Origin of the sequence: Borborobacter arsenicus, from assembly GCF_003934165.1 — a bacterium.
In the GTDB taxonomy this organism is placed as follows: domain Bacteria; phylum Pseudomonadota; class Alphaproteobacteria; order Rhizobiales; family Rhizobiaceae; genus Pseudaminobacter; species Pseudaminobacter arsenicus.
The window spans coordinates 90,754-105,482 of sequence record NZ_RKST01000011.1 but is presented as its reverse complement, the minus strand read 5'-3'; the positions used below and the strand labels follow the sequence as shown (position 1 = coordinate 105,482).

Here is a 14,729-nt window from a genome sequence, read left to right as displayed (position 1 = left end):
CTGGTCAGTCTTTCTTTCCCTCCACGGAGCTCGTCTGAGCCGGCGCGGACAGTTGCGCGAATGTCTGCTGTTCGCCGAGCCAGGCGAGATAATCTTCCTGCGTGTCGACCATGACCACGCCGCGCATGAAGGCATGGCCCTGGCCGCAGAGTTCCGCGCAGAGAATCTCGAATGTTCCGGTCCGCGTCGGGGTGAACCAGAAATAGGTGACGGAGCCAGGAATCATGTCCATCTTGGCGCGGAATTCCGGCACGTAGAAATCGTGCAGCACGTCGATGGAGCGCAGCAATATCCTGACCGGTTTGTCGACCGGCAGATGCAGGTCTGCCGCCTCGACCACGATATCGTCCTGCCCTGCCGGGTCGTCCGGAACGAGGCCGAGCGGGTTTTCCACGCTCACGATGCGCGTATCGGCCCGGCCGAGCTTGCCGTCCTTGCCGGGCAGGCGAAAATTCCATTGCCATTGCTGGCCGACCACCTCGACCTCGGTTGCATCGGCCGGGACGGTGACGAAACGGCTCCACACGAACAGGCCCGGCACCAGCATGGCGGCCACGCCTACGGCGGTGACAATGGTGAGCCAGGATTCAAGCTTGCGGTTTTCCGGTTCATAGGCCGCGCGGTTCCCGTCACGATGGCGGAAGCGCAGGACGCAATAGGCCATGAACAACACGACGGCGGAGAAAACTGCTCCGGTGATCCAGAAGGTGATGATGATGGTATCGTCTATGTAAGACCAGTTGGACGCGATGGGCGTCCACCACCATGGGCTCAGAAGGTGAAACAAGACTGAGCCCACAACCACGAGAACGAGTACAAGCACTATGGCCATGCTCTGTTCCTCCTGGCGTCCCGAGAAGCAACCGCCCCTAGAAACGTGAGATCAGTATAGCCTGATTTTCGATCGAAATTCTAGGCGTCGCTATGCAAGGCGTGTGGCTGGCCGCTCCAGCCGGGACATTGGTGGTTCACGCCGCGGCTTCGTAAAGCTGGCTGCCGCCCTCGTCTATTCCGACCAGGCTGACGTCATAGCCCCACAGGCGCCTGATATGGCGCAGGGTTGCGTCGCGGCTGTCTTCGGTCAGCACGACGCCGTCATGCACCATATGTTGAAGGCGCAAATGCCGGTTGCCGAGAAGGTCGACATCAACCACCTGAATGTTGGGCTGCTGGGTGCCGATATCGTAATTATGGGCGAGCGTGGCCCGGATTTTGGCGTAGCCGCGCTCGTCATGGATCGAGGCAACCTGGTAATGCGGCTGCGTGGCATCGTCACTCAGGACGAACAGGCGCAGCTTACGGATCAGGGCCGGGCTCAGATATTGCAGGATAAAGGATTCGTCGCGGTGATTGGCCCAGGCGGCAAGCAGCGTCTCGCGCCAGTCGCCATTGCCGGCGATGTCGGGAAACCAGTCGTGGTCTTCCGCCGTCGGCTCGGTGCAGATGCGCTGGATGTCCTGCATCATTGAAAAGCCCAGCGCATAGGGGTTGAAGGAGGAAAAGCGCGGATCATCGAACCCCGGCTGGAAGACGACGTTGGAATGGCTCTGCAGGATTTCCAGCATCGCCCCTTCGCTGATCCTGCCCGCATCGAAAAGCGCGTTCATGATGGTGTAGTGGACGAAGGTGGCGCAGCCCTCGTTCATCACCTTGGTCTGGCGCTGCGGATAGAAATACTGCGCGACGACACGAACGATGCGCAGGATTTCGCGCTGCCACGGTTCCAGGATCAGGCTGTTCTTCTCCAGGAAATAGAGCAGGTTCTCCTCGGGCAAATTGAGCGCCTTCTTGCGCTCCTGCGCCTCGCGCTCGTCTTCATCGTTTCGTTCGCCGTCCTTGCGTTGCGGCAGGGTGCGCCAGAGGTCGCTGAAAATGCGCTCCTCATAGTCGAGCCGGTCACGCAGGCGCTCACGCTCCTGTGCCGAGGAAAGCCGAGGCGGCCGGCGATAGCGGAAGACGGCCTGCTCCATCAACGCATGGGCTGCATCCAGGATCGACTCGACTTCCGCCACGCCGTGTTTTTCCTCGCAGCGCGCGATATAGGATTTGGCGAACTCCATATAGTTCAGGATCGCACTCGCGTCGGTCCATTGCTGGAACAGGTAATTGTTCTTGAAAAAATGATTGTGGCCGAAGGAGGCGTGGGCCGTGACCAGCGCCTGCATGGCCATGGTGTTCTCCTCCATCAGATAGGTGATGCAGGGATTGGAGTTGATCACCAGCTCATAGGCGAGCCCCCGGCGGCCCTTGCGATAGAGATGCTGTTCCTGCACGAAATGCTTGCCGAAAGACCAGTGCCGATACATCAGCGGCATGCCGATCGAGGAATAGGCGTCAAGCATCTGCTCCGACGAGATGATCTCCATCTGGTTGGGGTAGGTGTCCAGCCGCAGATCCTCCAGCGCAATCTGGCGGATGGCGTCATAGGTGCGCGACAGTGTCGCGAAGTTCCAGTCAGAGCCGTCAAACAGCAAATTCGAGTGTCGGGGTCGCCTGCTCATGCCGTTGCCCGTCAACTTTTAGTGGGCGAAACTGGCTGCTTTGCAAACAGCCGCTTGAAAACCGGGTAGATGTCGCCCGGCTTGGCGATGCGGGCCATCTGGAAATTCGGCCAGTTCTGGCTCACCTCCCGGTAGGCATGCCAGAGCGCTGTGCCATGATCGGGCGACCTGAAAATATCGCTCTCACGCTCATCTATGATTTCGACATAGGCGAAATATTGGCAAAGCCGCATCAATTCGTCATTGAGGAAGTCGACGCAATATTCCGAATCGGCCGCGGCATTGTCGCCGTCCGAAGCCTGTGCGGCATAGATATTCCAGCGCCCGCTCGGGTAACGCTCGTCAATGATGCGCCGCATCTGCTCGAGCGCGGTCGAAACCACCGTTCCACCGCTCTGCGTGGAATAGAAGAAGGTCTCCTCGTCGACCTCCTGGGCCTCATGGGTGTGGCGGATGAAGACGGTGTCGATACGCTCGTAACGCCGCTTCAGGAACAGGTGCAGCAGCACGAAGAAGCGCTTGGCCAGGTCCTTTTCGCGCTCGCCCATGGAACTGGAAACGTCCATCAGGCAGAACATTACCGCATTGGCATTGGGCACCGGCTGGCGGTCGAAACGGTTGAAACGGATATCGACCGGATCGACATAGGCAACCAGCCGCCGGCGCCGTTGCAGCCTTTCAAGCTCGGTGCGCAAAGTGGCAATGTGCTGGAGCGTTTCAGGTGTCGGCTTGGCCTTCGTAGCGAGCTTGGCGATCTCGGCTTCGATCTCATCCAGTTCTTCCTGCTTGGGCCGCCTCAATGCGAGGCGACGCCCATAGCTGTTGCGCATGGTGCGCCCGACATTGATGTTGGTCGGCGACCCGCTGGTGGCAAAGCCGGCACGTCGCGGCTTGAACGCCACCACCTCCTTCAGGTCGAGCTTGACCATATCGGGCAGTTCAAGATCCTCGAAGAAGAGATCGAGCACTTCCTCGCGCGACAGCACGAAGCGGAAATCATCCTCGGCGTCCCCCATGCCCGGAGAGCCGGTTCCGGGGCTTCCGCCCTCCCCGCCCCCGCGCTTGGCCAGCCGATCGCCTGGGATGAAGGCCTTGTTGCCGGGCAGGACGTGCTCGCGCCTGCCGCTGTCTTCGGCATGGCGGAAGCTCGGTTCGCTGGTTCCCTTCACCGGCACGGGAACGGACTGCTCGCCATCCATGTCGGCGATCTTGCCGGTCCTGATCCTGTCGTTGATGACCCGCTTCAATTCCTCGCGAGCGCGCGACAGAAACCGTTGGCGGTTACCCAGGCTCTTGTCTTTGGGATTCAGGCGCCGATCGATGAAGTTCGGCATATATCGCCCTCTCTTGCGCGCACCCTAGCATAGCGGATTAGAAGTTCCTGTCATTCGCTTTCAGCATGTACCGGAACTTCGAATCTGCCACGCCAGACCTGCCAAGGTTGCAAGCGTGGCGGGATTTTGCCCCTCGCCTGAGCGGAACAAGATTCGTATTTGCCGCACTAACCGGCCTTGTTCACCCGCATATACCAATCCACCAGGCGCCGGACCTGCCGTTCCGTATAGCCGCGTTCGACCATGCGCTGGACGAATTCGCTGTGCTGCTTTTCGGTGGCGCTGTCCTTCTTGGAGCCGAAGCTGATCACCGGCAGCAGATCCTCGACCTGACCGAACATGCGCTTCTCGATGACCTCGCGCAGTTTCTCATAGCTCGTCCAGGACGGGTTGCGGCCGTGGTTCTTGGCCCGCGCTCGCAGCGAGAATTTCACGACCTCGTTGCGGAAATCCTTGGGATTGGCGATGCCGGCCGGCTTCTCGATCTGCGACAACTCACGATCGAGAACCTCCCGGTTGAGGATCTGGCCGGTATCGGGATCCTTGTAGTCCTGATCCTCGATCCAGGCATCGGCATAGGAGATATAGCGGTCGAACAGGTTCTGGCCATATTCGCTGTAGGATTCCAGATAGGCCTTCTGGATCTCATGGCCGATGAACTCGGCATAGCGCGACGCAAGCTCCGACTTGATGAAGTCGAGGAACCGCGATTCTATCTCTTGCGGGAACTGCTCTCGCTTGATCGCCTGCTCCATCACATAGATGAGGTGCACAGGATCGGCGGCGACCTCCTTGGTGTCGTAGTTGAAGGTTTCCGACAGCACCTTGAAGGCAAAGCGCGTGCTGACCCCGGTCATGCCCTCGTCGACGCCGGCCGCATCGCGATATTCCTGCACCGACTTGGCCTTGGGGTCGATGTCCTTCAGGTTCTCGCCGTCATAGACCCGCATCTTGGTGTAAAGCGGCGAATTCTCGTGGATCGCCAGGCGGGTGGAGACGGTGAAGCGGCTGAGTATCTCCAGCACTTCGGGCGCGCAGGGGCTGCTGGCCAACTCGCTCTCGCGCAGCAGCTTCTCATAGATCTGGCGCTCTTCCGTCACGCGCAGGCAATAGGGAACCTTGACCACCAATATGCGGTCGAGGAAGGCCTCATTGTTCTTGTTGTTCTTGAATTGCTGCCATTCCGATTCGTTGGAATGGGCCAGGATGATGCCCTGATAGGGGAAGGCGCCGAAATTCTCGGTACCGTTATAGTTGCCTTCCTGCGTCGCCGTCAGCAGCGGATGCAGCACCTTGATCGGTGCCTTGAACATCTCCACGAATTCCAGCAGGCCCTGCGTGGTGCGGTTGAGGCCGCCGCTGTAGGAATAGGCATCGGGATCGGCCTGGCTGAAATTCTCCAGTTGCCGGATGTCGACCTTGCCGACCAGTGCCGAAACATCCTGGTTGTTCTCGTCGCCGGGCTCGGTCTTGGTGATGCCGATCTGGCGCAGGCGAGACGGCATCAGCTTGACGACGCTGAACTTGGAAATATCACCGCCCAGTTCGTCAAGGCGCTTTGCCGCCCATGGCGAGATCAGGCCGTTGAGCCGCCGCTGGGCGATGCCGTATTTTTCTTCGAGCAGATCGCCCATCCGATCCGGGTTGAAAAGTCCCAGGGGCGATTCGAAGATCGGGCTGACCTGACCGCCCACCTTCAGCGTGTAGATCGGCTGCTTTTCCATGAGCTTCTTCAGCCGCTCGGCCAGCGAGGACTTGCCGCCGCCGACCGGACCGAGCAGATAGAGAATCTGCTTGCGCTCCTCCAGCCCTTGGGCCGCATAGCGGAAATAGCCGACGATACGCTCGATCGTATCTTCCATGCCGTAGAATTCGGGAAAAGCCGGATAGATCTTGATCGTCCGGTTGGTGAAGATACGGCCCAGGCGCTCATCCGCGCTGGTGTCGACCAATGTCGGCTCGCCGATCGCTTCGACCATTCTTTCGGCCGCAGTGGCATACATCGACGGATTTTCGCGGCACGCAAGCAGATATTGCTGGAGACTCATCTCCTCCTGCTTTTCGCCGCTGTAAATCTCGGAAAACAGACTGAAGACGTCAGACCCGTGCGATTGCATCTTGACCTCTCTCGATGGGGAAATTGAGTGAGATTCGGCATGACGGCTCGCGTGCCGCAAATAGCCGCCAAGGGCTGAGCTTGCATGCGGCGATAGTGGTTGAAACCCAGGATCGCCCCGATGCCCGGCTCTTCGGATTAGGATGTCGAGATGTTTTCGCGGTCACACCACGCCTCCATCCTGAAATTCCTTCTTATGAATCATATAGGAAGGGCGGGGCAAATTGTTACGTGCATGTGCAAAAGAAAACGGCCTATCCCCCGTTTTTATCATGATCATCGACTTTACTTGGACACCACGACGCCGTGCAGCACGAATTGGGTAACACCTATGGCCAGATTGAGGCCTGTCTGCGCCTGTACGCTGACCGGCTGCAGGGTGAAGGTCTGATTCGATCCGCCGACGAGAAGATTGGCACCGCCGCCGACGGCTGCGCTCGCTTCGGCGCTGGCCCCGACATAATCGCCCGCCAGGGTACCGGGTGCGTAGATGTCGGCGCTCGGGGCCAGAACCAGCCATTGCATGAAGGTCTGCCCGGTGGCGCCGATATCGAGGCCGTATTTGGTCACCGTGCCGATATAGGCTTCAGGCGCAAATTTCTTGTCGGCCGGGCGAAAGGTGCAGGCAAGTTCCTTTTTCGAGCTGACGATCAGGCCGATGCCGCCGGAGATGGAACATTCGAGCATGCCCAACTCTACACCACGCTGCGCCTGCGCCGGAGCCGCAACGGAAAGAATCAAGGCTGCCACTGCTGTTGTCGCTATGGTTTTCATGGTGCGCTCCATGCGTTGCCGACCCGTCTCCACAACAGACGGAGGGCAGCATGGTTCCCATGCGACAAAAGATATGCGTCGGCTTACGGTCGCGTCATGCCGCAGCAATCAGGTGCGCGTGCGTGCAAGCCCGTCCGTGGCAACCTTGTAGTTCGGGTCGAGCTGGGCTGCGCGCGCATAGGACTTGGCCGCGCGTGCCTTGTCGCCGCGCCGCTCATAGATCAGTGCCTGGTTGGCCCAGCTTTCGGCAACGCGCTCGTTCAGCTTGATCGCCATGTTGAAATCGGCGAAGGCGTTGTCCTCGTCATTGGTGGCGAGGTAGGAAAGCCCGCGCCCGTTATAGGGCTCTTCGGAATCCGGAGAGAGCGAGATTGCGGTCGAAAAATCCTCGATCGCGTAATTGTGCTGCCCCTGTGACTGATAGATCAGGCCGCGATTGTGATAGGCGCGCGGGTCGGTCGTGTCGAGTTGGATGGCCTTCTGGAAATCGTTGAAGGCGTCCTGCGTGCGGCCCGCCTTACGGTAGAGATTGCCACGGCCGATATAGGCGGCGTCATAGCTGGGATTGATCTGGATGGAGCGGTTGTAGTCCGCAAGCGCGCTTGCCTGATCGCCAAGGAAACGATGGATCAACGCCCGATTGGAATAGGCCTGGTAGAAGTCCGGCCGCAGCCGGATCGCGGTGTCGAAATCCTTCAGCGCATCGCGGTACTTGCCGCCACGGCCATAGGCCGAACCGCGTACATTATAAGCTTCGGGGTCACTCGGGTTGCGCTGGACGACTGCTGACAGCGACGAGATATTCTCGCTCGACCCTTGCGCAACGTCGATCGTGGTCAACTCACCTGTAGGCCCGGTCTGGCAGGCCGACAATGCGATGCCGCAAAACAGCAGCGCCGCCATGGCCGTGCCGCTCCGCCACCCATCGTAGCCGCCCCGGACATGATGCTTGTCAGGGAGTTCATTCATCGCCGCAATTCCTCAACTGTAGTCTGATAGCGACTTGGGCCGATACGCGCAAACCGCGAAAACAAAAGGCAGGGCGACTGACCGTCGCCCTGCCTTCGGTAGTCCTCGAAAAGGACGAAAAATTGGCGGGATCAACGCGCCGGGCGCGCAGCACCAGCAGACGGAGCCGGACGGGGCGTCATCGGCAGCAGGCCTTCGCGCTGGGCGCGCTTGCGGGCCAGCTTGCGGGCGCGGCGGACGGCCTCGGCCTTTTCGCGGGCGCGCTTTTCCGACGGCTTCTCGTAATGGCCACGCATCTTCATTTCGCGGAAGATACCTTCGCGCTGCATCTTTTTCTTGAGCGCGCGAAGCGCCTGGTCAACATTGTTGTCGCGAACGAGTACCTGCACGGGCAATCCTGTCTATATGGTTCGAATCAAATGCGGGGCGAATAGCCACTGGCTTTCGCAGCGGTCACCACCGCGAATTGCGCTGGCTGTTAGCAGAATTGCCGCTGCCTGTCCACAGCAACACCTCGCCCTGATAGGATTTTTTCGGAGACGGCGCCAGCAGAATCGATGACGGCGCCCGCTCCGCCACCGGCTCAGCGGCTCTCCAGCCGTTGCACAAGGTCGACCAGCAGCGGCCTGATCCGGATGATCTCTGCCCTATGTGTCGCCGACAAGTTCTTGAGGACCGCTTCGGCCTGCGGCGTCAGCGAAACGAGGACGCGCCGCCGGTCGTCCCTCGACGTCGAGCGCGTGACCAGCCCGGCCTTGACGAGCCGGTCGATCAGTTCGACCGCGCTATGGTGCCGGATCATGAGGTGGTCGGCTATGTCACTGATGCTGGCTGGCGCCGGCGCCCGGCTGCGGACGGCCAATATGGCCTGGTGCTGGCGTATCGTCAGCCCGCCCTGATGCGCTGCCGCCTCGCTGAAGGTCAGGAATCGCCGCAAGGCATGCCGGAATGCCGCCAATGTCCGGTATTCGTCGTCGGTGATCGCGGCATTCTGTCCGGCGGAAGCCTGTGTATCCACGGGAGCCCCATGATATCCAATCTTGATACTGCCGCACGCCTTTTTCCCTCAATATCGACAGGAAGGCAAATGGACTTATGGTATTCCACCGCATCTCTGCTGATGCTGCCGGGCAGCCATCGCTTCGTGTATTTGATTGCGCCAGACGGATGCTTCCAGATGCCCCGGCCTATGTCGGCCTGGTCTGCGCGGCAAGAGGACCCAGCCAACAGCGACGTTGCAAAAATGCGGTCTGCGCGATAGATGCGACAAGGGCGAAGCGGTTTCAGATCCGGTTCACATCACTGGCACAAAGCGGCACTTGCCGTCGCAAACAGTGCAAAGCCGGGGCCCGCTTTTCGCTAGTGATACATGTCGCTTCCTGCTTCAGGGTGGCTTTTCCGGCATTCACGAGGCTTTGACCCATGCGGAAATATTCGGTGTTCGCGATCGCGCGCGAGGCCATGCGCGGCAACAAGGGCTGGGAGGAGCAATGGTCTTCGCCCGAGCCGAAATCGGAATATGACGTCGTGATCATCGGCGCCGGCGGGCATGGGCTGGGAACGGCCTATTACCTGGCCAAGGAGCATGGCATCACCAATGTCGCGGTGCTCGAAAAGGGCTGGCTCGGCGGCGGCAATACCGGCCGCAACACCACCATCATCCGCTCCAACTATCTCTATGACGAATCGGCCGGCATCTACGACCATGCGGTAAAGCTGTGGGACGGGCTTTCCCAGGACCTCAACTACAACGTCATGTATTCGGCACGCGGCGTCATGATGCTGGCGCATAATGTGCACGACGTTCAAAGCCTCAAGCGGCATATCCATGCCAACCGGCTGAACGGCGTCGACAATGAATGGCTGACGCCCGAGCAGGCCAAGGAATTCTGCCCGCCGCTCAACATCTCCAGCAATGCCCGCTATCCGGTGGTCGGCGCTGCCCTGCAGCGGCGCGGCGGCACCGCCCGCCATGACGCTGTCGCCTGGGGCTATGCGCGCGCCGCTTCCGCGCGCGGCGTCCACATCATCCAGAATTGCGAGGTCACCGGCATCCGCCGTGCGCTGAGCGGCGAAGTCACCGGCGTGGAGACCTCGCGCGGCTTCATCGGCGCAAAGAAGGTCGGCGTCGTCGCCGCCGGCCATACATCGGTGCTGATGGACATGGCCGGCGTGCGCATGCCGCTGGAATCTTATCCGCTGCAGGCGCTGGTGTCGGAACCGGTCAAGCCGGTGGTGCCCTGCGTGGTCATGTCGAACACCGTGCACGCCTATATTTCGCAATCCGACAAGGGCGAATTGGTGATCGGCGCCGGCACCGACCAATACACCTCCTATTCCCAGACCGGCGGCCTGCACATCCTCAACCACACGCTCGACGCCATTTGCGAGATGTTCCCGGTCTTCACGCGCATGAAGATGCTGCGCTCCTGGGGCGGCATCGTCGACGTCACGCCGGACCGTTCGCCGATCCTGGCCAAGACCCCGGTCAAGGGGCTCTATGTCAATTGCGGCTGGGGCACCGGAGGCTTCAAGGCCACACCTGGCTCCGGCAATGTCTTTGCCCACACCATCGCCCGCGACGAGCCACATCCCATCAACGCGCCGTTCACCCTGGAGCGATTCCGCACCGGGCGTCTGATCGACGAAGCGGCAGCGGCCGCGGTCGCGCACTGAGCGAACTGGGAGAAAAAATGCTTCTCATTCATTGCCCATATTGCGAAGAAGAGCGCCCGGAACTCGAATTCCGCCACGCCGGCGAGGCGCATATCGCCCGCCCGACCGACATGGCCGCGATGAGCGACGAGGATTTCGAAAAGTTCTTTTTCATCCGCTCCAACCCCAAAGGTGTCATCTATGAGCGCTGGCGGCACGTGCATGGCTGCGCCCGTTTCTTCAATGCAGTGCGTGACACCGTGACCGACAAGTTCGTGATGACCTACAAGGCTGGCGAACCGCAGCCAAAGAAACTGCCGGGAGCGGGCAAATGATGCAATCTTTCCGCATTCCCGGCGCAGGCCGCCTGACACCGGCTAAGACCATGCGCTTTACCTTCGACGGACAAAGCTTCACCGGTGTCGCCGGCGACACGCTGGCTTCCGCGCTGCTGGCCAACGGCGTGCATCTGGTGGGGCGTTCGTTCAAATATCACCGGCCGCGCGGCATTCTTTCAGTTGGGGCCGAAGAGCCCAACGCACTGGTCGACATCGAACGCGACGCGGCCCGCAAGACGCCGAATGTCCGCGCCACGGTGCAGGAGCTTTATGACGGGCTGGCAGCTACGTCGCAAAACCGCTGGCCGTCGCTTTCCTTCGATGCCGGCGCCGTCAACGACCTCGCTTCGCCGCTGTTTTCGGCCGGCTTCTACTACAAGACCTTCATGTGGCCGAAGGCGGCATGGAAGAGCTTCTACGAGCCGAAGATTCGCGCTGCCGCCGGCCTGGGCGTTGCGCCGGACCAGCCCGACCCCGACCACTATTCCGCCCGCTTCGCTCATTGCGAGGTGCTGGTGTTGGGCGGCGGTGCCGCCGGCATCGCCGCAGCGCTCGCGGCAGCCGAGACGGGCGTGCGCGTGATCCTCTGCGACGAGCAGGCCGAATTCGGCGGCGCGCTGCGTTTCGAAGCCGGTGCGAAGATCGACGGCGCAGATGGCTGGGCCTGGGCGCAGACGGCAATTGCCAAGCTCTCCGCCATGGACAATGTCCGGCTTTTGCCGCGCACCACTGCTTTCGGTTACTATGCGCAGAATTTCGTCGGCCTTGCCGAGCGCCTCACCGACCATCTCGCCAGCCCCGACGCCAACGCGCCTCGCGAACGGCTGTGGCAAATTCGAGCCAAGCGCGTCATCCTCGCCGCCGGCGCCATCGAGCGGCATATGGTATTCGCCGACAACGACCGGCCGGGCGTCATGCTCGCCTCGGCCGCACGCGCCTATCTCAATCATTACGGCGTGGCCATTGGCCGAAATGTCGGCGTCTACACCGCCAATGACAGCGCCTATGCGGCGGCGATCGACCTGAAAAAGGCCGGCGTCGACATCGCTGCCATCGTCGATCTGCGCGACAATCCTTCCGGCCCGCTGGTCGAGGAAGCACGCGCGCTCGGCATCGAGATCAATCACGGCCGCGCCGTCATCCGCACCGGCGGGCGGCTGCGCATTTCCTCCATGAGCGTCCAGCCCAAGAATGGCGGTGGCGAGCGCAAGATCGCGGTCGATGCGCTCTTGATGTCCGCGGGCTGGACGCCGTCCGTGCATCTGTTTTCCCAATCGCGCGGCAAGGTCGCCTTCGACGAGGAGACCAAGCGCTTCCTGCCCGGAATCTATGCTCAGGATTGCATTTCCGTCGGCGCCTGCAACGGCACCGACGGGCTGGCGGCCAGCGTCGAGGAGGCCTATGCGGCCGGTGCAAAGGCAGCGAAGGACGCCGGCGGAAAAGCCGCGAAGGCAGCCAAACCCAAGGTCGAAGCTAGCGAAAACTGGTCGCGCGGCATGCTGGGCGCCGCCCCCGGTGCCGGGCCGGACAAGATCGTCAAGGCCTTCGTCGATTTCCAGAACGACGTCACCGCCAAGGACATAAGGCTGGCGGTGCATGAGGGCATGCGCTCGATCGAGCACGTCAAGCGCTTCACCACCAATGGCATGGCGACCGACCAGGGCAAGACCTCGAACATGCACGGGCTGGCGATTGCCGCCGACACGCTGGACAAGAATATCCCCGAAGTCGGCCTCACCACCTTCCGCGCGCCCTACACGCCGGTGACCTTCGGCGCCATTGTCGGCCATGCGCGTGGGGCCCTGTTCGACCCGACCCGCAAGACGGCGATGCATGGCTGGGCCGAGGCGCATGGGGCGGTGTTCGAAGATGTCGGCCAGTGGAAGCGCACCTGGTATTTTCCCAAGCCGGGCGAAGACATGCATGCTGCCGTCAACCGCGAGTGCCGCACGGTGCGCCAGTCTGCCGGCCTGTTCGACGCCTCGACACTGGGCAAGATCGAAGTGGTCGGCCCCGATGCGGCGACCTTCATGGAACTGCTCTACACCAACCCCTGGCAGAAGCTCGATGCCGGCCGCTGCCGCTACGGCGTCATGCTGCGTGAGGACGGCTTCATCTATGATGACGGCGTGGTGGGCAGGCTTGCGCCCGACCGCTTCCATGTTACCACCACGACCGGCGGTGCCGCGCGCGTCATGAACCACATGGAGGACTATCTCCAGACCGAGTTTCCGCATCTCAATGTCTGGCTGACCTCGATCTCCGAGCAATGGGCCGTCATTGCCGTCCAAGGCCCCAAATCACGGGACATCATCGCGCCGCTGGTCAAGGGCATCGACCTGTCGGACGAAGCGATGCCGCATATGTCAGTGCGCGAAGGCAGGATCTGCGGTGTGCCGACCAGGCTGTTCCGCATGTCGTTCACCGGCGATCGCGGCTTCGAGGTCAATGTGCCGGCCGATTACGGCCAGGCGGTCTGGGAAGCGCTGTGGACCGAAGGCCAGAAGCATGGTGCCTGCGCCTATGGCACGGAGGCCATGCATGTGCTGCGCGCCGAAAAGGGCTACATCATCGTAGGCCAGGACACGGACGGGACGGTGACACCGGCTGATGCCGGGCTCGACTGGGCGATCGGCAAGAAGAAGACCGACTTCGTCGGCATTCGTGGTCTGACGCGCCCCGATCTGGTTGCAGCCGGCCGCAAGCAGCTAGTCGGCCTCAGGACGAATGACCCGAAGATCGTGCTGGATGAGGGCGCGCAGATCGTCGCCGACCCGAAGCAGGCGATCCCGATGAAGATGATCGGCCATGTCACGTCGAGCTACTGGTCGGAAAATTGCGGGCGTTCCATCGCGCTGGGGCTGTTGACGGACGGGCGCGCGCGCATGGGCGAGACGCTCCATGTACCGATGCCGGACCGCACCATCGAGGTGGAAGTGACCGGCCCCGTGTTCTTCGACGAGAAGGGAGAACGCCTCAATGGCTAAGGCTGCTGCAAAAAGATCCGCTTCCGCTGCGGCCTCCATCGAGCGGCATCCCGCGCTGGCCGGGGGCGAAGTCACGACAGCCGGCGTCAGGCTTGCCGTGCTGCCGCCAGCCGAGCGCATTTCGCTGCGCGCGCCGGAAGCTTCGATCACGGCACTGACCCGCGCACTTGGTGTGAGCCTGCCGAAAGCGCCGAAGACCTCCGCCGCCAAAGCGGGACGCACCGCACTCTGGCTCGGCCCGGACGAATGGCTGGTCATCGACGAGGCTGGCGGCGACCCGCTCGCCGATTGCGCCGGTGTGAAGGGCCTTCACTCGGCGGTCGGCATTTCCCATCGCAATGTCGCGATTTCCGTTAGTGGGAGGCAAGCTGCAGATACCATCAACGCCGGCTGCCCGCAGGACCTGTCGCTGGCCGCATTTCCGGTCGGGGCCGCATCGCGCACCGTGCTCGGCAAGGTCGAGATCGTGCTTCTGCGTACGCAGGAAGACACCTTCCGCGTCGAGTGCTGGCGATCCTTCTCCGACTATGTGCTGGCATTCCTGACCAAGGCGGCAACGGACGCCGCCTGATCGGGCTTACGCCGTCCGGTCAGGCTCGACAAAGGAGAGCGTCAGCCAGCGCGCCGTCAGCGCCGGCTTCTTGGAGTTCTCGATCTCGATGGTGACATCATGGCGCACCTCGATCCAGCCCGAGGGCCGCACCTTCACGTCGAACAAGAAGAACCGGGTGCGGATGCGCGAGCCTGTTTTCACGGGTGCTACGAATTTCAAATTCTCGAAGCCCGAATTGATGCCCATGCTGGCGCTTTGCAGCGGCGGGATCGCCTCGAAGGTCATGGCCGAAAGCAGCGACAGCGTCAGGAACCCATGGGCGATCGTGCCGCCGAAGGCGGTTTCGCGCGCCGCGCGCTCGGGGTCGCAATGGATGAATTGATGGTCGTCGGTCGCATCGGCGAACTGGTCAATCATCGTCTGCGTGACCGTTCGCCAGGGCGACACCGCCACCTCGGTCCCGATGCCGGAAACCAGTTGCTCGATCGTTATCGGTGTCACT

At 61.6% G+C, this 14,729-nt stretch carries 13 protein-coding genes; 4 read left to right on the top strand and 9 right to left on the bottom strand.

Translation table 11 applies throughout. The features are described from left to right. Window positions 1–4: 4 nt before the first annotated feature. The 8 genes from coxB to EET67_RS15230 form a co-directional block, all read right to left on the bottom strand. On the bottom strand, window positions 5–832 hold the full coding sequence (gene coxB / locus EET67_RS15265; RefSeq protein ID WP_128627056.1) for a cytochrome c oxidase subunit II: 828 nt from the start codon (window positions 830–832) through the stop codon (window positions 5–7). Window positions 833–968: 136 nt separating this feature from the next. Next, window positions 969–2,501, bottom strand: coding sequence for a SpoVR family protein (locus tag EET67_RS15260; protein WP_128627055.1), 1,533 nt, complete (start codon window positions 2,499–2,501; stop codon window positions 969–971). 11 nt (window positions 2,502–2,512) lie between these two features. Beyond that, window positions 2,513–3,835, bottom strand: a complete 1,323-nt coding sequence (locus EET67_RS15255; RefSeq protein ID WP_128627054.1) for a YeaH/YhbH family protein — start codon at window positions 3,833–3,835, stop codon at window positions 2,513–2,515. A gap of 167 nt (window positions 3,836–4,002) precedes the next feature. Then, window positions 4,003–5,952: a PrkA family serine protein kinase gene (locus EET67_RS15250; protein ID WP_128627053.1), complete on the bottom strand. Its 1,950-nt coding sequence runs from the start codon at window positions 5,950–5,952 to the stop codon at window positions 4,003–4,005. Between the two features lie 284 nt (window positions 5,953–6,236). Next, window positions 6,237–6,725: a DUF992 domain-containing protein gene (locus EET67_RS15245; RefSeq protein ID WP_128627052.1), complete on the bottom strand. Its 489-nt coding sequence runs from the start codon at window positions 6,723–6,725 to the stop codon at window positions 6,237–6,239. Between the two features lie 108 nt (window positions 6,726–6,833). Further along, window positions 6,834–7,628 (bottom strand): tetratricopeptide repeat protein, encoded by a 795-nt coding sequence (locus EET67_RS15240; protein ID WP_170313237.1) that lies wholly within the window; start codon window positions 7,626–7,628, stop codon window positions 6,834–6,836. 197 nt (window positions 7,629–7,825) lie between these two features. Further along, complete coding sequence (rpsU, locus tag EET67_RS15235) at window positions 7,826–8,083, bottom strand: 30S ribosomal protein S21 (protein ID WP_128627050.1); 258 nt, start codon at window positions 8,081–8,083, stop codon at window positions 7,826–7,828. 194 nt (window positions 8,084–8,277) lie between these two features. Beyond that, on the bottom strand, window positions 8,278–8,712 hold the full coding sequence (locus tag EET67_RS15230; protein WP_210211130.1) for a MarR family winged helix-turn-helix transcriptional regulator: 435 nt from the start codon (window positions 8,710–8,712) through the stop codon (window positions 8,278–8,280). Window positions 8,713–9,116: 404 nt separating this feature from the next. Between EET67_RS15230 and EET67_RS15225 the strand changes: the two genes are divergently transcribed. Genes EET67_RS15225 through EET67_RS15210 form a run of 4 tightly spaced genes read left to right on the top strand, consistent with a single transcriptional unit; the run spans window position 9,117 to window position 14,245 of the window. Beyond that, on the top strand, window positions 9,117–10,370 hold the full coding sequence (locus EET67_RS15225; protein ID WP_128627049.1) for a sarcosine oxidase subunit beta: 1,254 nt from the start codon (window positions 9,117–9,119) through the stop codon (window positions 10,368–10,370). Window positions 10,371–10,387: 17 nt separating this feature from the next. Then, a complete protein-coding gene (locus EET67_RS15220; RefSeq protein ID WP_128627048.1) occupies window positions 10,388–10,684 on the top strand; it encodes a sarcosine oxidase subunit delta in 297 nt (98 codons plus the stop codon). Next, window positions 10,681–13,674, top strand: a complete 2,994-nt coding sequence (locus EET67_RS15215; RefSeq protein WP_128627047.1) for a sarcosine oxidase subunit alpha — start codon at window positions 10,681–10,683, stop codon at window positions 13,672–13,674. Before EET67_RS15220 ends, EET67_RS15215 begins: the two co-directional genes overlap by 4 nt. Then, entirely contained in the window at window positions 13,667–14,245 is a 579-nt protein-coding gene (locus tag EET67_RS15210; protein ID WP_128627046.1) for a sarcosine oxidase subunit gamma, read from the top strand. The genes EET67_RS15215 and EET67_RS15210 overlap by 8 nt, the downstream gene beginning before the upstream one ends. A gap of 6 nt (window positions 14,246–14,251) precedes the next feature. Here EET67_RS15210 and EET67_RS15205 read toward each other — a convergent pair whose 3' ends face one another. Next, entirely contained in the window at window positions 14,252–14,728 is a 477-nt protein-coding gene (locus EET67_RS15205) for a MaoC family dehydratase (protein ID WP_128627045.1), read from the bottom strand. Window position 14,729: the final 1 nt, after the last annotated feature.